The sequence below is a fragment of the Providencia sp. PROV150 genome (genome assembly GCF_028481025.1).
GTDB lineage: Bacteria > Pseudomonadota > Gammaproteobacteria > Enterobacterales > Enterobacteriaceae > Providencia > Providencia hangzhouensis.
The window spans coordinates 106004-124871 of the sequence record NZ_JAMPPJ010000003.1 but is presented as its reverse complement, the minus strand read 5'-3'; the positions used below and the strand labels follow the sequence as shown (position 1 = coordinate 124871).

General features: G+C 40.6%; 13 protein-coding genes. 4 read left to right on the top strand and 9 right to left on the bottom strand.

The genetic code is table 11. From position 1 onward, the window contains the following. The first annotated feature begins 475 nt into the window (after positions 1–475). Together rne and PSE83_RS03815 are read left to right on the top strand one after the other, a co-directional pair. Complete coding sequence (rne, locus tag PSE83_RS03820) at positions 476–3754, top strand: ribonuclease E (protein WP_272660669.1); 3279 nt, start codon at positions 476–478, stop codon at positions 3752–3754. A 198-nt stretch (positions 3755–3952) separates the two neighbouring features. Beyond that, positions 3953–4243 (top strand): putative quinol monooxygenase, encoded by a 291-nt coding sequence (locus tag PSE83_RS03815; RefSeq protein ID WP_004253191.1) that lies wholly within the window; start codon positions 3953–3955, stop codon positions 4241–4243. A 220-nt stretch (positions 4244–4463) separates the two neighbouring features. On the opposite strand, the gene PSE83_RS03810 is transcribed toward PSE83_RS03815, so the two are convergent. The 3 genes from PSE83_RS03810 to PSE83_RS03800 are packed head-to-tail and all read right to left on the bottom strand — an operon-like array spanning position 4464 to position 8163. Further along, entirely contained in the window at positions 4464–5279 is an 816-nt protein-coding gene (locus PSE83_RS03810) for a dimethyl sulfoxide reductase anchor subunit family protein (protein WP_004253189.1), read from the bottom strand. 2 nt (positions 5280–5281) lie between these two features. Next, the gene (locus tag PSE83_RS03805; protein WP_172412196.1) at positions 5282–5830 is read right to left on the bottom strand and encodes a 4Fe-4S dicluster domain-containing protein; all 549 of its coding nucleotides are present in this window, start codon (positions 5828–5830) and stop codon (positions 5282–5284) included. Positions 5831–5832: 2 nt separating this feature from the next. Next, positions 5833–8163, bottom strand: a complete 2331-nt coding sequence (locus PSE83_RS03800; RefSeq protein ID WP_196724963.1) for a molybdopterin-containing oxidoreductase family protein — start codon at positions 8161–8163, stop codon at positions 5833–5835. 210 nt (positions 8164–8373) lie between these two features. Here PSE83_RS03800 and PSE83_RS03795 point away from each other — a divergent pair, with 210 nt between their 5' ends. Beyond that, the gene (locus PSE83_RS03795) at positions 8374–9063 is read left to right on the top strand and encodes a helix-turn-helix domain-containing protein (RefSeq protein WP_036958098.1); all 690 of its coding nucleotides are present in this window, start codon (positions 8374–8376) and stop codon (positions 9061–9063) included. 66 nt (positions 9064–9129) lie between these two features. Here PSE83_RS03795 and tmaR read toward each other — a convergent pair whose 3' ends face one another. Both tmaR and PSE83_RS03785 read right to left on the bottom strand, forming a co-directional pair. After that, positions 9130–9462: a PTS system regulator TmaR gene (tmaR, locus tag PSE83_RS03790; protein WP_004253179.1), complete on the bottom strand. Its 333-nt coding sequence runs from the start codon at positions 9460–9462 to the stop codon at positions 9130–9132. Between the two features lie 124 nt (positions 9463–9586). Beyond that, positions 9587–10870: an MFS transporter gene (locus PSE83_RS03785; RefSeq protein WP_004253175.1), complete on the bottom strand. Its 1284-nt coding sequence runs from the start codon at positions 10868–10870 to the stop codon at positions 9587–9589. Between the two features lie 347 nt (positions 10871–11217). On the opposite strand from PSE83_RS03785, the gene sbcB reads away from it, so the two are divergent. Continuing rightward, on the top strand, positions 11218–12645 hold the full coding sequence (sbcB, locus tag PSE83_RS03780) for an exodeoxyribonuclease I (protein ID WP_036957613.1): 1428 nt from the start codon (positions 11218–11220) through the stop codon (positions 12643–12645). Positions 12646–12717: 72 nt separating this feature from the next. On the opposite strand, the gene dld is transcribed toward sbcB, so the two are convergent. The 4 genes from dld to PSE83_RS03760 all read right to left on the bottom strand — a co-directional run bounded on the left by dld (position 12718) and on the right by PSE83_RS03760 (position 18671). Then, on the bottom strand, positions 12718–14457 hold the full coding sequence (gene dld / locus PSE83_RS03775; protein WP_004253168.1) for a D-lactate dehydrogenase: 1740 nt from the start codon (positions 14455–14457) through the stop codon (positions 12718–12720). Between the two features lie 298 nt (positions 14458–14755). Further along, entirely contained in the window at positions 14756–16141 is a 1386-nt protein-coding gene (locus tag PSE83_RS03770) for an APC family permease (RefSeq protein WP_004253165.1), read from the bottom strand. Beyond that, complete coding sequence (locus PSE83_RS03765; RefSeq protein ID WP_004253162.1) at positions 16131–16343, bottom strand: hypothetical protein; 213 nt, start codon at positions 16341–16343, stop codon at positions 16131–16133. Before PSE83_RS03765 ends, PSE83_RS03770 begins: the two co-directional genes overlap by 11 nt. A gap of 360 nt (positions 16344–16703) precedes the next feature. After that, positions 16704–18671, bottom strand: a complete 1968-nt coding sequence (locus PSE83_RS03760; protein WP_094960416.1) for a ligand-gated channel protein — start codon at positions 18669–18671, stop codon at positions 16704–16706. Between the last annotated feature and the right edge of the window lie 197 nt (positions 18672–18868).

Here is an 18868-nt window from a genome sequence, read left to right as displayed (position 1 = left end):
CAAAATTTTTTATCTTTTTTTTTAATTTGGTTATTTTCTGCATGATTTATCCTATTTCTAAATAAAATTTCCATATAACTTCCGTATCGACTTGCTATAATGCCTATGGCAATGGAATAATATGAAGTTGCTAAGATGTTTAAAAAACGAAAGTTAACGTTTTATAGGATTTCTTATTTGATGGCGTAACAGTGCAGCAATGGCGTAAGACATTTAGCAACATCAAATAAATTAGCGAGCAACGAATTTTGGCTTATTGGGTTAGGAACTTCCGTTTTCTTTAATAACTTACGGCATCCTGATTAAGAACGCTGAATTTTTAATCTAAAAATCAGGTTCACCGAATACTGCGCGTCTCTATACGAACGACTGCCGCGAGGCAGACGGTTTTGTAAAAATCACGAGGCCATCGGTTTACAGTAGCTCTTTCTTTCGCTGCTCTTTATTTAAAAGAAAATAATGAGTAAGTAATAACATGAAAAGAATGCTAATAAACGCAACTCAACAGGAAGAGTTGCGTGTTGCCCTTGTTGACGGGCAACGCCTCTATGATTTGGATATTGAAAGTCCCGGTCATGAGCAAAAAAAGGCCAATATTTACAAAGGTAAAATCACTCGTATCGAACCTAGTCTTGAAGCTGCTTTTGTTGACTATGGCGCTGAAAGACACGGTTTCCTTCCTATCAAAGAAATCGCTCGTGAATACTTCCCAAGCAACTATCACTCCCAAGGCCGTCCTAACATTAAAGATGTGTTAAAAGAAGGCCAAGAAGTTATCGTTCAAGTGGATAAAGAAGAGCGTGGAAATAAAGGTGCCGCATTAACCACCTTCATTAGCTTGGCAGGAAGTTACCTCGTTTTAATGCCAAATAACCCACGTGCGGGAGGCATTTCACGTCGTATCGAAGGCGAAGACCGCACTGAGCTAAAAGAAGCGCTGTCTTCTTTACAAATTCCAGATGGCATGGGCTTAATCGTTCGCACCGCGGGTGTGGGTAAATCTGCAGAATCACTGCAACAAGATTTGCTTTACCGTTTACGTCACTGGGAAGCGATTCAAAAAGCCGCTGAAAACCGCCCTGCACCTTTCTTAATCCACCAAGAAAGTAACGTTATTGTTCGTGCATTCCGTGATTATCTACGCCCAGATATCGGTGAGATCCTAATAGATAACCCGAAAGTTGTCGAAATGGCACGCAACCATATCGAAGCTATCGGTCGTGGTGATTTTGCAAGCAAAATCAAACACTATAGTGGCGATGTTCCACTTTTTAGCCACTACCAAATTGAATCACAAATCGAATCTGCGTTCCAACGCGAAGTTCGTTTGCCATCAGGTGGTGCATTAGTTATTGATACCACTGAAGCTCTGACCGCTATCGATATCAACTCCTCACGTTCAACACGTGGTGGCGATATCGAAGAAACTGCGTTCAATACTAACTTAGAAGCGGCTGATGAAATTGCACGTCAATTACGTCTACGTGACCTAGGTGGTTTGATTGTTATCGATTTTATCGATATGACGCCAGTTAGGCATCAACGTGAAGTAGAAAACCGCTTACGTGAAGCTGTACGCCAAGACCGTGCTCGCATTCAAATTGCACGCATCTCTCGTTTTGGTTTATTAGAAATGTCACGTCAGCGCTTGAGCCCATCGTTAGGTGAATCCAGCCATCACGTGTGCCCTCGCTGTTCAGGAACAGGAACCATTCGTGATAACGAATCACTTTCCCTGTCTGTTCTTCGCCTTATCGAAGAAGAGGCACTGAAAGAAAATACTCACGAAGTGCATGCCATTGTTCCTGTACAAATTGCATCTTACCTATTGAATGAAAAGCGTAAAGCCGTTAGTGATATCGAACAACGCCAAAGCCATGTTCGCGTTGTGATTGTCCCTAATGACCAAATGCAAACGCCTCACTTCCATGTGATCCGCATTCGTAAAGGTGAAGAGGTAAATACTTTAAGCTATAACTTAGCTCAATATCACGAAACCGTCACTTTGACACAAAGTGACGAGACTACCGCTGAGCGCAAAATCCCTGAGCAACCTGCAATTTCAGCTTTTGCACTGCAAGAGCCTGTAGACATGTCTACAGTGAAGCCAAAAGAAACTGCAACAAAAGCACCAGTAAAATCAGTGGCAACTGAACCTGCATCCCCAGGTTTGTTCAGCAAAATTGCGGCTTTCTTCAAGAACCTATTTGGTGAAGAAGAAAAAGTGGTTGAGAAACCAGCGCCGAAAAACCGCAATAATAATGACCGCCGCCGTAACAATGATCGTCGCAATAATAATCGCCGTAATAATAATCGTCGTGATCGCGATGAAAATGAAACACGCGATAATCGTGACAACCGTGATAATCGCAATAACCGTAATACGTCATCGGATGATGCGAACACTCGTAATAAAGGCCGTAATAATAAAAATACGAGCCAGCAAGATGAGCAAGCAACTGAGTCTAACAATCGTGACAACCAGCAGCAACGTCGCGAACAACGTGCTGAGCGTCGTCGTCGCCAAGACGAAAAACGTCAACAGCAAGTGGCCAAAACTCAACAAGATGCTCAGCAAAGTCATGTCGAAGATGCGGTGGAAAAGGAAGAAGAACAACGTCCGGTTGCCCCACGTCGTCAACGTCGCCAATTAGCACAAAAAATCCGTATTACTGATAGCGAGCAAATCATTACTCCTGTTGAAACGGCACCTGAAGTAACCACTGAGCCAGTTGCAGCATTACCTGCACCAACGGTATCTGTGAACCAAACTGAAGGTGAAGTACAAACTGAAGAGCGTCAAGAAACCGTGGCTCAAGTTGATGGTGAAGAAAAACAAGACACCATCATTCCACGTCGTTCTCGTCGTTCACCTCGTCACTTGCGTGTCAGTGGTCAACGTCGTCGTCGCTACCGTGATGAGCGCCATTTGACTAAATCACCAATGCCATTAATCGCTGCCGTTGCCTCACCAGAGCTTGCGTCTGGCAAAGTATTTATTCATTACCCGATTGCTCAGCCTCAACAAGAAAGCATGGCAATCATCACCAATGAGGAAATGCTTGAACAACAAAGTGTTAATGAAGCTTCTGTCGCTGAAACCTCAAATGTTACCGCGTCACAAAGCCACGTAATTGTCTCTCCAGTCGTGGCTGAAGAGGTTAAACACGAGGTACAAGACACCACTACAGAAACGGTTAATGTAGAAGAAACCCCATTAGCTAACGAAGCAACGGTTGTTGAACACATTGTCGAACCAACTCCAGTTGTTGTTGAAGAGAAAACTGATGTTTCGCAAGAAGTTGAAACCATCGAAGCTGTAAAAGAGACTGTAGAAATAGTGGCTGAAGTTATTGAGCCACAGGTTGAAATAGCTCAAACAGAAGTGGTTGAAAGCGTTTCTATTGCGGACGAACAAACAACGCCTGTTATTGTGAATGAAGTCGTTGAAGAAGCGCAACGTCCACAAGTTTCTGTCACGGCATCAGCCGAGGTAGTCAGTGCCGAGGAAGTTATCGAACCTGTTGCCGTAGCTGAACCAGCAACGGTAGCAAGCAGCCCAGCGGTCAGCTTACATAAACGTCATGCTTATTCTCCAATGACAAAAGCGCCCGCACCTGCAAGTGCTGCTGCACCATTTGAGATAACAGAATTCCAGCGTGAAGCCTCAACCTTTGAAGGTAAAGGCGGCGCAGGTGGCCACGTTGCTTCAAACGTCGCAACCTCTGAAATGGCAAAACCTGCTGATTTCTAACAACTCGCTAGCTGTAAATATAAAAGCCTTGATAGGAAACTATCAGGGCTTTTTTATTACAATACATTTCATGAATAATAAATTTTTTAATTAAAAAAAACTCATCATCTCGCCAGTTTTTTACATTGAGCTCTCAACGAATTTGTGTTTGTATTGCTGTGTTTATACACAGTTATTTTATAAAGAAAAGGGAAATATATGTTAAAAGTCATTGCGGAAGATTTTATTCAAAGCGAAGCGATTGAGATTGTTATGCCGCTATACCGTGAATTGGTCGCTGCAACTAAACAAGAACCATTGTGTATCAGTTATGACCTTTACGTTGACCAAAAAGATCCTGGGCACTTTATTTTTATCGAGGAGTGGCCGAATCAAGAAGCGCTCGATATTCACTGTGCCAGCGAACATTTCAAACGCCTAGTTCCTCTAATCAACAGCTATAAGCGTTCGGACCCTATTATCAAACTGATGAATGGTGCTTTTGAATAAGCACATTAGCTAAACGTACCCCCAAGCATATAACTAGAACCCATACACAACACTACAGGCCGAATTCTGATATCGACAAAAAAACCTACATAATCCTCTAAATAGTTCGGTCTGTCGCTAGGCGGCAAGCTAAACGAGGCCCTAGGAGCATACATAAGTATGTGACTAGGGCGAGTGTGTGAAGCCAACAACGCGACAGGCCGAAATATGACGAGGATTTTTAGAACCAAGGAGCTTGGATCATAACCGCTCCATAAAACAAGGCTCGACCCGCTAATTCACCGCTAAATATGGCTAATATCACTAAGGCAATTAAAATCGCCGATGGCGGTTTCTTATATTCTTTCATCGCCACAATGCAAGGCAATAGCATACTCATCACAACTTGCCACCACAGCAAATAGCTTCCACCTTGGCTTGCAGGTAATTGCAGGCGAATGATTTGCGCTAATAATACCAATGCAACACCTATAAGCACACCGACTTTAATTGACGATGGTAATGGCTTTCCTTGCCCAATAACAAATAAGGCCACTAGACTAAAACCAAGGACAATTGCACTGCCTATAAATGCGATTTGTGTTGCCGGAGTATGCCATAATGGGTGAGCGACCATTTGATAATAGACTTGTGCCGTGACAAGTATAGCGGCTAATCCACCAATCCCACTTATCCAGCCTAATATCGTGTTGCGCATGTTTACTGTGGGCTGCAACCAGCAAGATAGAGCCCATAACGTGACAACGCCATTTAATAATACAAATGTCACGGCCTCGCGGCTTAACCATGAATGGCTTAACCCCAAAACGGAACGGTATGCTTCAAGAGGCACACCTAAATGCCCCATTGACATCGATGAGCCAATAACTTCAATCAACCATATCAATAGCACTGCTCGACGCAATACAGGCCCTGATAATAGGGACTCTTGACTGGCTTTCATTTGGTAAATAGTTAATGCGAGAACTGCCCCGATCCCCCACTGGCTCATCACTGTAAAAAATACCAGAGGGAGTTCCATATGTTTAATATCCATGATTAGTCCTCCATCCCAATAATCACAATATTTGGATTACTAATTGTGTGATCGGGCATATTATAGCGCTGCTCCAGTACCGCCCAATTTGTCGTGTGCTTTTTACGTAGCTCGGTAATATCACCAAACTCAATAGCGCCCGTCGGGCAAGACTCCACACACCTTGGTAGTAGCCCTTCATCTAACCGTTCTGCGCACATATTACACTTGCTCGTTTTCCCTTCAGCAGGATCAAAAACAGGAGCATGATATGGGCAAGCCATGATACACATCTGGCAACCGATACATTTTTCATGGTCTTGAACGACTATGCCATCCGCCCGTTTGGTATAGGTGTCAGCAGGGCAGACTTTCAAACATTGAGGATCATCACAATGATTACAAGACATCGTAATAAATGCTTGGGCATTCGGTGAGTCATCATTAAATTCGCGAACTCTACGCCACAAAACCCCTGGTGGGGTGACATTTTCGGATTTACAGGCCATTGAACAAGTACGGCAACCATAGCAATCTTTTGTATTTATCAAAAAACCATATTGCTTAACCATGATTACGCCTCCCTTCTGACATCAACTAACGTACTATTACAGCAGTGCCCTGTTCCCAAATGTTCAACTTGGTCATTCGTGACATGACTGCTGCTTCCCCCCTGCTGCTCCCACCAGCCGTTATCTAGTGAAATCACGCCTTTTTTAATATGCGTTGTCACAACAGCAATGGCTCTGTGTTCTCCTCGGTCATTAAAGGTGATTGCCCATTCCCCATTCTGAATACCTCTAGATTTAGCATCTTCTGGGTGAATTAAAACATTCGGCTGATTTCGTTGTACTTCCAGAATCCATTCATTCATTCCATGACTTGAATGCACACTACGCGCTAACTTGCGCTGAACCGCCATTAATGGATACTTTTTGGCTAATTCAGGTGAACCTTTAACAGACTCGGTCACTTGGTAGTAAGCGACGACAGGTGAGAAATTTTTCTTTTGCCAATCTTCAACAAATAAGTGCGCTTTTTTAGTCGATGTTCTAAAAATACCGTCTTTGAAAGGAATCCAGTCTCCTTCTACAGGACGTACTGGGCCTTTTTCTAACATTTGACGAGTGATGCCTGAACCGACTAAACAGGCATCAATGTAGTGTTCTATTGGCTTATTGAATACATCTCCAAAGCCGAAACGCTCTGCTAGCCGGGCGAAAATCCAATAATCGGGTTTTGCTTCACCAACAGGTTCGACGGCTTGTTCCATTAATTGAACATATTGGCTACGTACCCCCGCCATCAAACTTGTATCTTCAAAAATCGTTGTAACAGGTAGGACTAAATCTGCATATAACGCTGTTGAGCTCATGAGATTATCAGCCACTACCACAAATGGAACTTTCTTCAGAGCCTCCCGAACCTTGTTAGTATTCGGTAATTGGGTCATAACCCCCATTGTCATAATCCACCAAAAATTAATCGGATGCGGCTTTTCATTGACGATAAAATCGCCAACTTTCGCCACCGGAATAGGTGGAATATTTTTCACATTCGGAGCAGGAGGAACGATTGGACTAAAGTTAGCCATTTGCCGAGCTCCACCGGCATCACAAACCCCCGCCCCTCGTTTACCGATATTGCCAGTGAGTAATGCAAGGTAGAATTGACTTCCTGCAACATAAGCACCGTGCTCAGTTCGCTGTGCTCCTGACATATTTTGCACAATCATTGAAGGTGTTATTGATGAGTAATCCCGAGCAAGACGTACGATAGTTTCCGCTGGAATATCCGTTTCTTCACTGACTCGAGCAACATCCCATGGTTTAGCTTGTTGATAAATTTGCTCAAAAACCGTGGTATACCCCAAATCTTCAGGAAGTTCATGTTGGAATAGTGCCGGTTTAATACCCGATGAATCATGACGAACTAATTGTTTGCTTAATATGTCGAAAACTAAATAACTGTCCTTATCATCATTATTTTGCCTAACTTGTTTCTGATTGGTGTCAACTAAATAAACAGCGCCTGTATGTGTTCTAAGGAAGTTTTCATCTATTCGGTTTTCTTCAATAATGATTTTGATCATTCCCAATGCCAAAGCCGTATCCGTCCCTGGAATAATCGGGACCCACTCGTCTGCTTTTGCCGCGGTTTCACTATAGCGCGGGTCAATAACCACTAGTCGAGCACCATTTCTTCTCGCTTGGTTATAATTTTTAAAATAGGCTTGCATGGTAACAGCAGGGTTATTTCCCCAACACAAGATATAGCGGCTGTCGGCTATCGTATCTCGGGTATCTGCATACCTTAAACCTAGCATTGGGATCATCGCTGCTGTTACCGCTGAACAACACAATGAACCCGCCTGTTTCGTTGCTCCGCCTAAATAATCAAAAAAGGCTTTTCCCATATCATTCTTGATAGAGTCCATATTCCCTGCATGCGTGGAAATAAATAACCCTTCATTACCATATTTATCAATGGTTTCTCTGATATTTTTTTCGATAAGATCCAGCGCTTCATCCCAGCTTATCGGTTTGAATTCCGCTTTACCTTTTTCGCCGACTCGCAGTAATGGGGTTTTGATGCGTTGCTCATGATAGACCCATTTAGTCCGGCTCATACCTCGCAAGCAACATTTGACATTAAACCCTTCAGTCGCCTGTATTTTCATCAGCTTACCTTGATAGGTATATGCAGTTAGGTTGCAATGTAAACACTCCATTGCACAAGTTGACCGAAATGTTTTGTAGTCCGACAATTTTAGTCGCACTTTAGGTAAGGGTTGGTTGCTGTTTTCTTGTGTATAAGAACAGGGAGCAATACTCGCCAACCCCACAACACCAAGCCCTTTGAGCAGAGTTCGGCGTTTCAAACGTAGTGAATTTATAGTTTTCATTATAGTAAACCTCAACATTGCTTTTTAAAGTTCACTATATATATACTCCATTAACCAAAAGTGAACTTGAGTAGCATCAATAATTCTATCTATTTATAGGTAATAACGTACTACCGCTTTCGGATTATTTGTTTGTCACGTCGGGTCGTTAGCAGCACAAGGCAACTCATGGTAAAATACCCAAACTTGTTAAATTTAGGTGGTTTATGTATGTCTACTCTGCAAGGTGTTAATTCTGTTGATATAGCCGTAAGCATTTTAAATTATATTGCTCAGAATGGAGGTATTGCGCGCGCAGCGGATATTTCAAAAGGCTGTGAGATATCAAAAAGTCGGCTACATAAATATCTTGTTTCACTATGCCGTACACAAATGCTGTATCAAGACATTCAAACTAGCCGTTATGGCTTAGGCCGAAATTTAACCTTCTTAGCCAATTTTGTTAAACCTGAAGACTCTTATATCGACACTATTAATAATGCTTTGATTCAATTTCGTGATGAACAAAATGTCTCAACAGGTGTTGCCACCCGCTTAGGGAAAGCACTTTCTTTGGTTAAATATAATCGTAGCTTTAAAAATATTGAAATTGACTTTTTACCTAACACGCCATTGCCTGTCGTAAAAAGTGCGGCAGGGCTGGTTTATTCAGCATTTGATGGCCAATTTGGCTCTAATTCCTATTCACAAGACGAAATTAATAAAGTGACCCAACAAGGTTATGCTATCCGTTACCAACCAACAGAAGGTATTCCCGGAGCGCAATCTATTGCTTGTCCTGTATTTAATGGCGAAGGTCAGCTTGTTGCTGCCGCAGTGACGATGGGATTTATTGCAGAAAATGAAATGGAAAGATTAGCAACTGCATTAATCAAACAAGTTAATAAACTAAATTTATAACAACAAACCTTCATGATAATAACTCAAAAACAATAAAGCCGAGATTATCTCGGCTTTATTAGTTGATTATTTTACATCGATGCGAGGCAATTCACCCATTTCTTTGAGTTTTTTAGATATTTCACGGCGCTCTTTGGAAAGCTCAGCGTTCTTGATAATATAATCATCAACACGATCATCATAATCGCTACGCATGTTCGCAATAATTGCCTGAATATCCTCAATCGACATGCCTGGTTTTATATATTCACTCAAGTTATCCAGTAGCAAAACACGCTTCTGGTTATCACGAATTTTTTTCTCATTGTCGGTGATTTCACGACGAATTTTATTTTTGCGACGAAACATACGCACAAATTCCAGAACATTTTGGAAAGACGGCTTGTTAGCGTTGTCCATGTTTAAAACCCTCTAGTCAATATTCAAAACGCATTATCTATTAACACAATACATTCTAATCCTATCGTGTTACAAGCCCGTTTCGCATATTTATCAAATTATTCCGCTGAAACTTGATTTCACTTTATACTTTAACGACCAAATTATCAGAGTGATCTTTATCAAACTTATTTCTCTGATCTTTACTTCCGATTTCTTGATTACCTGTCCCGTCACCTCTGAGACAAAATGCAGATAATATTGTCGTAATAATCACAAATCCCCCCATGACGAGATAAGTATGAGCAAAACCAATTTGATCGTATCCCCAGCCAGCTAATGGCGATAAAATACTTGCAACTACAGAGCTCATGCAGCTAAAGCCAACCAAATAAAGTGTCGATGACAAACGTTTATCAAAATGAAGGCTGTTATATTTAAAAATCGCGACTAAAAGAATCGGGAGTTCAACGGCATGCAGTAATTTCATTATCGATATCATAATTGCACCATCAACTAAGCCTGAACCAATAATGCGTAACGCCATCACTGAGCTCGCAAATAATAACCCATTTTTAGCACCTATCCGATTGACGATAAATGGTGCTAAAAACATCCCCCCTGCTTCCAAGAAAACCTGCAATGAGTTTAGATAACCGTACATCTCATTACCTAATTGTTCATTCTGAAATTGATGAGCAAAATACACCATAAATTGCTGATCATATACACTGTATATACAGGTTCCTAATACAAATAATATTAAAGCCCAAAATTGAGGTTGTACAAACAATTGTAGAGCGTCTTTCACGGTTATCGTAGAAGGTTTACCATGTTCAAGGCTATTATAAGCATCCGTATTTGCCGTTTTTAATTTCAATAGAATAACTAAAAATAATAGGCCTGAAACAGTTGCCATAATAAAATTGTAATCAGGGTTCACGTTAATGTTACGCCCGGCAAAAAAGGTAGCTGTCGCCCAACCCAATGAGCCCCACATCCTCGCTTTACCATATTCAAAATTACGTAATCGGCTGACCCTCTCTGTATAAGACTCAAGCACCCCAATCCCTGCGTGAAAGGTCATACCAATAAATAAGCCACCAATTGCACTGCCTAAAAATACATTCCATTTTAGCAACGTCCCAAAAACCATAAAAAATGGCCCTGATGCAATCAGTAATACTGCAATAAATAATAGTAAATTTTTTCGTAACCCTAATTTATCCTGCATGAATCCATAAAGTGGTTGCGCGCAAAGCGCCACAATCGAAATACAAGAGAAAATAACCCCAGTATCTGCGCCATCTAAACCAACATATTTACGCAGCCAGATTGCAACGACAGAAAATGTTGATGACCAGGTGAAAAAGAAAAAAAACAATAATGCACTCAAAGAGGCATAATACTTTCTTGAACCACGATTCATATTTCATCACCTAACAAAAATTATCCTGATGAAATGTTAAGGTTAACATTAATTACAAACCACAAAATCACCTATTAATTGTGATGTTAATCACCAATGTTAACGTTAACAATTAATATATGTGACACTTATCACAATACTTATAACTTAAGATAACGACCTCCTGCTGGGTAAAATATTCTATCGAGTTATCAAATTAAACTGCTATCAATCGCGCCAGTTCAATATCAGATAGCCTTGGTTTAGCTTTCACAGTAGATAAGGTATCATTAATCAACAATGTATAGTGAATACCAATAAATTAACCACTATCAATCTACTATATAACCATCGAAATGGTGAAAACGTTGCAAGATAATAAAAAACAACCTACTTTTTTTATTCATGACTATGAAACTTTTGGTAAGCGCCCTGCTCTTGATCGGCCAGCGCAATTTGCAGGCGTCCGCACCGACCTTGATTTTAATATCATTGAAGAGCCAGAGGTTTTTTATTGCGCTCCAGCTGATGACTATTTGCCGCAACCTGAAGCCGTCATGATCACTGGGATCACCCCACAGGTCGCATTATCTCAAGGCGTTAATGAAGCCGAGTTTGCTAAACGAATTCATGCGGCTTTTAGTGTCCCCAATACCTGCATTATGGGTTACAACAATATTCGTTTCGATGATGAAGTTACCCGTAATATTTTTTATCGAAATTTTTATGACCCGTATGCCTATAGTTGGCAGCAAGGAAATTCACGTTGGGATTTACTCGACACTTTGCGTGCCTGTTTTGCGCTTCGCCCTGAAGGTCTTCAATGGCCAGAGAATGAAGATGGCCTGCCGAGTATGCGTTTAGAACATTTAACTAAAGCGAATGGTGTTGCTCATGAAAATGCTCACGATGCAATGTCTGACGTTTTAGCTACCATTAACATGGCCAAACTGTTGAAAGCCGCTCAACCCAGAATGTTTGATTATTTTTATCAATTAAGAAATAAAAACAAAATAAGTCAACTTATTGATATTGTAGAAATAACACCACTAGTTCATGTGTCTGGTATGTTTGGTGCATTACGTTCTTATGTCAGCTTAGTCGCTCCTCTTGCTTGGCACCCTGACAACAAAAATGCCGTTATTATGTGTGATTTATCTGCTGATATCTCACCATTAGTTGAGTTAGATGTTCAACAGTTGCGTACCCGATTATATACACCTAAAGCTGAATTGGCAGGCGCTTCTCCCGTTCCTGTAAAACTCGTTCACATTAATAAGTGCCCTATTTTAGCACCAGAAAAAACACTGCGCCCTGAAGATGCGGAACGAACCGGTGTTGACCGTGACTTGTGTATGCGCAATCTGGAAACTTTACGCAAGAACCCTGAAATTCGTAATAAATTAATTGAGTTATTTAGCGAACCACAAGTATTTACAGAGTCGGATGATGTCGATACACAAATTTATAATGGATTCTTTAGTCCTTCTGACCGCTCAACCATGGATATTATTCGTGAAACATCGCCACAGAACTTGCCTGCATTGGAACTCAGTTTTGAAGATAAGCGCATGAAAGAGCTCTTCTTTCGCTATAAAGCACGTAACTACCCTGCCACCTTGTCTTATGATGAGCAGCAACGCTGGTTACAGCACCGTAGAGACTACTTTAGTGAAGAGCGTTTAACAGAATATATGCAACAAATACAGCTATTACTTGTAGAGCATCAACATGATGAAAAGCGTTGCCAACAATTAAAAGCATTGATTAGCTATGCGAGAGATCTCGCCAGTTAATTTAGTAATAAAAAAGGCAGATATTGAAACGTTTCCCAATACCTGCCTTTTGTTATTTATATGACGCGTTCATTAATGATCATGAGTATGAGCGCAGCCACAATCCCCTTCCCAATTTTTGCGTTTAGTTGTTTTACCTAAACCGGGGTTCATTGTATTTGTTGGGTCAGATTGTTTATAAAATGATTTTAATTGTTCTGGGGCTTTATATAAATGCCCTACGTTATGTTCCGCAGGATATTGAGCCCCCCTTTCATCTAATAAAGCTAACATTTTTTCTTTTAGTTCTTTCGGGTCAACGCCTTTTTTCAAGACATAGTCTTGGTGCATAACATGGCACATAAAATGACCGCAGTATAATTTATGAACTAATAGCTTTTCAATTTCTGGTGGTAATGTTTCAAACCAATTTCTATCATTGCGACGTAAAGCAATGTCGAGAGGTAATACATCTTCCACATCTTTATTATGAACAGCGTGATAACGAACAGCGGAGCCAGCAGCGGCAAAGCGGTGTAAAAATGCTTTTGCCCCCTCTTCTGGTGTACATTCAAAATAGCCGCCATCGGCGCTTGCAAAATAAGATTTTAGCCAAACTTTAGCCTCATCAATGCCATCTCCGGCCATTTTTAACATTAAATGGTGTTCATAACGATCACGAAACTCTTTCATACGTGGTGGTAAATGGGAAGGCCATAATTTACTGAGAACCTGCATAGTACGGTCAATCAGATTTGATGGCAGGAATGGGACTTTATTTAATACTGCATCAATACGCCCTTTAATAGTGAAAAACATTGGCATTTTGTCAGTGCCAAATTTATCAATCATTAAAAAGGTATCTTTACCATAAACTTCTGCTATATCGAAGCAACCACGGTGCATATATTCACCTGCAACTGGCAGGTTTTTAAATTCACTTAAAATATAACGGCGTATATCTTCCAAAACGTCAGGGTTATTTGAACCGATATAAAATACCTGTGTTTTTTTATCAGCTGGGAAGGTATCTAAACGAACCGCAAACACGGCTAATTTTCCTGCGCACCCTGATGCTTCAAATAAACGACGTTCATCCGCGTTAAAGCGTGATGGTGTATCTGCATCGACATCACGAACGCGTTCTGCATACTCATGGTCAGAAGCGAGTTTATCGCTAACTTGTACGTCTTCACTACTATAGCCACGATTTTGTAAATTCGTCAGGATTTCTTCTGGTGTGTTACCTAAATCAATACCTAGGTGATTGACAAGCTCCACTTTTCCATCGTCACTGACTCGGCCATAAAGAGCAAGCTCAGTATAGGCGGGGCCTCTACGCACTAATGAACCGCCAGAACTATTACAAATACCACCCACAACTGAAGCTCCAATACAAGAAGAGCCAATCAAAGAGTGCGGTTCACGCCCTAATGGTTTTAAGATTTTCTCCAAATCGTACAAAGTACTCCCCGGCATCGCAACGACTTGGTTAAATTCCGGTAAAACTTGAATTTGGTTTAATTTCAACGTACTAATAATGACGATATCGCGATCATAGTCATAGCCACTCGGTGTAGACCCTTCGGTTAACCCTGTATTCGCCGCTTGCATCAGGACAATTTTGTCTGCTTCAACACACGCCTTGAAAACATACCACTGTTCGAGCAATGTTGTTGGAAACACAACCGCGATTGCATCCCCCATACCAGAGCGGAAGCCTTTACGATAACGTTCTGTTTTATGTGGCTCTGTTAAAATATTTTTTTTGCCAACAATATTCCTAAGCGTCAGTAATAACCGTTGATTCTCAGGTTTCTTTGCATCATTCATTTGTGTGCCTTATTAATCGAATTCGTGATTATCATAGTTCTGCATTATGTGTTGTAACAACAATATCACATAATATTATGATGTTAATAGGCTACACGCTTTATCTTAAATAATTCTTAACGGGTAAAAAAATAGCGCCTCAAGGCGCTATTTTTGAATCTAATTCTGGACATATTCAAAATAGTTCGTGTTGTAGCAAGGCGCCGAGCAAAACGATCATGGGGAGTATACATAAGTATGTGACCCATGTCGTTTTGAGAACGCAACGCAGCTACAGCGCGAAATATGAAGAATATTGTTAAACGTCGCTCATTTGCGGCATAGGCCGCTTAAACATACGTGTCAGTACAGCCATATAGACCAAACCAACTGCCGTCCAAACCAACCCGTAAACCATTGAGTCTTCTTCGATATTCAGCCATAACACACACACTGTCAGTGTACCAATAACAGGCAAAATCAAGTAATTCAGGATATTTTTGAACCCTGTCATGCGGCGTTCACGAATAAAGAATTGGCTGATAACCGAAATATTAACAAAGGTAAACGCGATTAACGCACCAAAGTTAATTAACGCGGTTGCAAAATCCATTTCAAACCAGATAGCGCCTAATGCCAAGAAACCAACCATTAATACGTTGTATGCCGGAGTACGCCATGTTGGGCTTACATAACCAAACACTTTTTCTGGGAATACCCCATCACGCCCCATAACGTACATTAAACGTGCGCTACCTGCGTGAGCCGCCATACCTGACGCTAATACCGTAACACATGAGAAAACCAGAATGATTGACTGGAAGAATGCACCAGCAACAAAACGCATAATATCTGGCTGTGTTTCATTAATATTCTTAAAACGTGAAACATCAGGGAAATACTGCTGTAAGAAGAAAGAAACAGTAATAAAAATAATTCCACCGATTAACGCGGTTAAGAAAATAGCACGTGGGATCACTTTGCCTGCATTAGGTGTTTCTTCTGACAGTGAGCTTAATCCGTCGAAACCTAAGAATGAGAAACAAAGGATTGTTGCCCCAGCAATAAGCGGGATCACTTCGGTTTTTTCATTAGCAAATGGGTTAAATGTCCAAATCTCACCTGAACCTTCACCATTTGAAACGCCGTGAATCACTAAGCCCGTAAAGACCGCCATTACCCCAATTTGGATAATCGCAATCACAGTACTTAAATTCGCTATCACGTTGATACCGCGTAAGTTTGCTGCTGTCATTAATATGACTAATCCCACAACAAAAATCGCTGGCTCAACATTAGGGAAGATATCTTGTAAATAAATTTTAGCCAATAAGATGTTGATCATTGGCATAAAAATATAGGACAACAAGGATGTCCAACCCACCAAGAAGCCAATATGTGGGCTCATTGATTTTTGGGCATAAGTGTACGCTGAACCGGCTGATGGGAAACGTTTCACCAATTTACCATAGCTCAGAGCAGTAAACAGTATCGCAGCAAGTGCAATAATGTATGAAGTTGGAACATGTCCACCGGTTTTATCTGACACCATTCCGAAGGTATCAAATATCGTCATTGGCTGGATATACGCAATACCGATCATGACCACTTGCACCAATGTTAAGGTTTTTGCAAGTTGTACGCGGTTATTCGCACCCGTTTGATTGTGACCGATGTCTAATGGAATTGGTGTGTTATTTTGCACGTCTAAGCCCTCCCATAACTTTCGATTGCATACTACTTCGGCTTAATCGACAGTTACTGGGAAGACTTTGCATCTGCCTATAGGCAGAGAAAAACGAAGAAAGGGAGAAAGGCGTGTGAGCGAAGCCACCGAGAGCCCCGTAGTCATCGATACGGCAGCCGCCAGCGCCTGGCCCTGCTGCGAATGCGAAAAAGTAAGCCATAAAAGCATTCCTCAAATCGGTAGCGTAAAATGTTTGCTACACGTAAATATTAAAATTATCTCTCCGGCTCTATGTCCGGCCCCGCTAGAATGAACGTTCCTAAAAACAAAAAAACCGATGCTTCATTTGATTAAGCATCAGTTATTTTTTAGTTCGCGCATTTTGCACGCCATAACCACAAATAGCAAGTTAAATTGTTAACAAATCACCCTATTTTCCATGAGAAATTTTGATTATTTCTGACTTTTTCCCCTATCTGCTTATATCTTTTTTTTCTGAGCGTTTTTATCGCGTTTTAATCAGCAAAAAACCCTTTGGTGGAAGCCAAAGGGTTTGGATTAATCGAGATTAATTATTCGATTAGAAGTTGTAGTTGATACCGATATTGTAGCGACGGCCTTCTAATTCGGCACCGTAGTTTGCAGTATCAATACGACGATCTAAGACGTTATAGACACCACCAACTAAATTCGCATTTTTATTTAATTGATAACTCGCGCCTAGATCAAATAATGCATATGATGGGGTTCCTTTACTCATTGCTTGTCTACGGCCTTGGTAATCGGATGTTTTACCCCTAAAGTTCATTCGAGTCCAAGTTTGTAAGTCTTCAGTTGTATCCCAAGTCAATGTTGAGTTAACCATATGTTTTGGCTGTTTATTTAGTGCTTTACCTTTATTTACACCACTTTTTTGTTCAGTATCAGTGAAGGTGTAGTTATTTGTGAACGCTAGATTATCCAAAATATTCCAATTAAACGTAACCTCAACCCCACGCATATTAGCTTTACCGATATTAGTGCGATCACTGACAAAATCATAACTATGATTTATTGGATTACTTGACGTACTACATTTATTACTACTATCTTTGTTATCACAACGTGTAATTTCAGTAATTTTATCTTTAAAATCAGTATTATAAATACTTAAACTTGCTGTTAAGTTTTCTTGATTATTCCAAATAACCGCAATTTCTTCAGTTACGCTTTTTTCTGGTTTCAAACTAGGGTTACCAAAAATGACGCCATTTGATTGGCCGCCACCTGTACCTTGCCCCCAATTTGCAGAGGATTGGCGTAAATCAGGTGCTTTATACCCAGTTGAAACCCCACCTTTAACCGTCCATTGCTCATCAAGATGCCACACACCATATAAGCGCGGAGTCCAATGTGTACCGTAGTTTTCGTCTTTATCCATACGAATACCACCTGTTAACGCAAAATCATTGGTCATTAACCATTCGTCCTCTGCGAATAATGCCCAACTGTATCTGTCTAGAGAACTAGCCTTTAACTTATTCTGCTCATCTTCCAATTTTTCTTTACGGTATTGCCCACCAAGACTTAGACTATGATCGCCCAGTAAAAATACGCTTTGATTACGCATAGTCGTATCTTTTGATGTCATTTTACGACCAATATTCTTAGCTTCATCATGCTGAATATAGGTATCTGTAGAAAAACCGTCGTATAAACCATAATGTGTTAAGGCGACGTGTGTATTTTCAAATTTCTCTTTATTCTCAGTTTTTGCAGTGCTACTTCTTGAATAGCCATATCGTGAATCACGATGCTGATTATCTTTTTTGAAATCTAAATCAAAGGTATTTTTATCATCAGGAGTTAATGACAGTGTACCACCACCACTTGTCATAATTTGACGATTAAAACCACCTTCATATTTATCTTCACCACGGTGTGAATACTGGCCTTGTAATTTAGCACCTAATAAGCCATCAATTAATGGCCCTGATGTATAGAAGCTGCCTTGCCCTGTATTACCTGAATTTTTACGTTCAGTCAGTGTAGTATCTGCTCGTAAACTGGTCGTCCACTCTTGTTGCACACGACGAGTGATAATATTGATAACCCCACCCATCGCATCCGAACCGTACAGCGACGACATAGGACCACGTACCACTTCAATACGTTCAATCGCAGGTAATGGCGGTAACCAACCTTGTTCAACACCTGAATTATCACTATTTGGACGAGTGCTGCGTGTATCAACACGTTTACCGTCGATTAAAATCATGGTGTATTTAGCATCCATACCACGGATGCTGATGTCAGAGCTACTGCCGCCACCGGTGACTAAAACACCCGGTACATCTTTTAATGCGTCAGTCACATCACGATAAGCTTTAGTTTCGAGTTGTTCGCGAGTTACTACAGAAATAGACGCAGGGGCATCTTCAATTTTCTGTTGATAACCTGATGCTGTTGTTACATAGATTTTATCTTTACTGTCATCAGCAAATGCAGGTGCCGCAGCAATAGCCGCAATTATGCTAATTGCCACTTTTCTTTTATTAAAAACAACCATTCCCAACTCTCCAAGAGATATTTTGTTTTATATATGAATTGATTTGCTCACATTGATTTCATTGAATCAAAAAATATTTTTTATTATTGGGGCATTTAAATACCCATAGGAAATTCATGGTAAAAAACTATTATATAATTCAATTAAATTTCCTGTGGGTAATTACTATTAAATAATATTTAATTTGTTTATTTCTT

Excerpts from the sequence above, each read along its gene's own strand:
- rne (WP_272660669.1), top strand. The coding sequence starts at position 476 with ATGAAAAGAATGCTAATAAACGCAACTCAACAGGAAGAGTTGCGTGTT.
- PSE83_RS03815 (WP_004253191.1), top strand. The coding sequence starts at position 3,953 with ATGTTAAAAGTCATTGCGGAAGATTTTATTCAAAGCGAAGCGATTGAG.
- PSE83_RS03810 (WP_004253189.1), bottom strand. The coding sequence starts at position 5,279 with ATGGATATTAAACATATGGAACTCCCTCTGGTATTTTTTACAGTGATG.
- PSE83_RS03805 (WP_172412196.1), bottom strand. The coding sequence starts at position 5,830 with ATGGTTAAGCAATATGGTTTTTTGATAAATACAAAAGATTGCTATGGT.
- PSE83_RS03800 (WP_196724963.1), bottom strand. The coding sequence starts at position 8,163 with ATGAAAACTATAAATTCACTACGTTTGAAACGCCGAACTCTGCTCAAA.
- PSE83_RS03795 (WP_036958098.1), top strand. The coding sequence starts at position 8,374 with ATGTCTACTCTGCAAGGTGTTAATTCTGTTGATATAGCCGTAAGCATT.
- tmaR (WP_004253179.1), bottom strand. The coding sequence starts at position 9,462 with ATGGACAACGCTAACAAGCCGTCTTTCCAAAATGTTCTGGAATTTGTG.
- PSE83_RS03785 (WP_004253175.1), bottom strand. The coding sequence starts at position 10,870 with ATGAATCGTGGTTCAAGAAAGTATTATGCCTCTTTGAGTGCATTATTG.
- dld (WP_004253168.1), bottom strand. The coding sequence starts at position 14,457 with ATGAATGATGCAAAGAAACCTGAGAATCAACGGTTATTACTGACGCTT.
- PSE83_RS03765 (WP_004253162.1), bottom strand. The coding sequence starts at position 16,343 with ATGGCTTACTTTTTCGCATTCGCAGCAGGGCCAGGCGCTGGCGGCTGC.
- PSE83_RS03760 (WP_094960416.1), bottom strand. The coding sequence starts at position 18,671 with ATGGTTGTTTTTAATAAAAGAAAAGTGGCAATTAGCATAATTGCGGCT.